This window comes from Neisseria sp. P0006.S004 (assembly GCF_051963015.1).
In the GTDB taxonomy this organism is placed as follows: domain Bacteria; phylum Pseudomonadota; class Gammaproteobacteria; order Burkholderiales; family Neisseriaceae; genus Neisseria.
On record NZ_JBQCUS010000032.1, the window covers coordinates 1 to 384 of the forward strand.

The 384-nt window shown below is 51.8% G+C and carries 1 protein-coding gene; it reads left to right on the top strand.

Annotated features, from left to right (window positions below; all coding sequences use genetic code 11):
* Positions 1–384 (top strand): RHS domain-containing protein (locus ACTHR2_RS10560; RefSeq protein ID WP_440375710.1); only part of this gene is annotated, 384 nt, incomplete at both ends.

Sequence of the window (384 nt, forward strand, 5' to 3'; positions counted from 1 at the left end):
GCTTCGTTTGGGACGGCAGCCACCTCTTGCAGGAAGTCCACCCTGACGGCAGGTATACCTATCTCTACACCGATCCCGACAGCTACGAACCTTTGGCACAGGTACGCAACCACACCAATACCGAAGGCGAAAGCAAACAGGAAATCCACTACTTCCACTGTGACCAAATCGGTATCCCGCGTGAGATGACCGATAAAGACGGCAACCTGGTTTGGTTCGGCGATTATTACGGCTGGGGCAAACTGAAGAGCGAAACCAAGGTAACGGATAGCGCTTACCAACCCTTCCGATTACAGAACCAGTATGCCGACCGTGAAACGGGGCTGCATTACAATTTCTTTAGGTATTATGAACCGAACGTCGGGCGGTTTGTGAATCAGGATC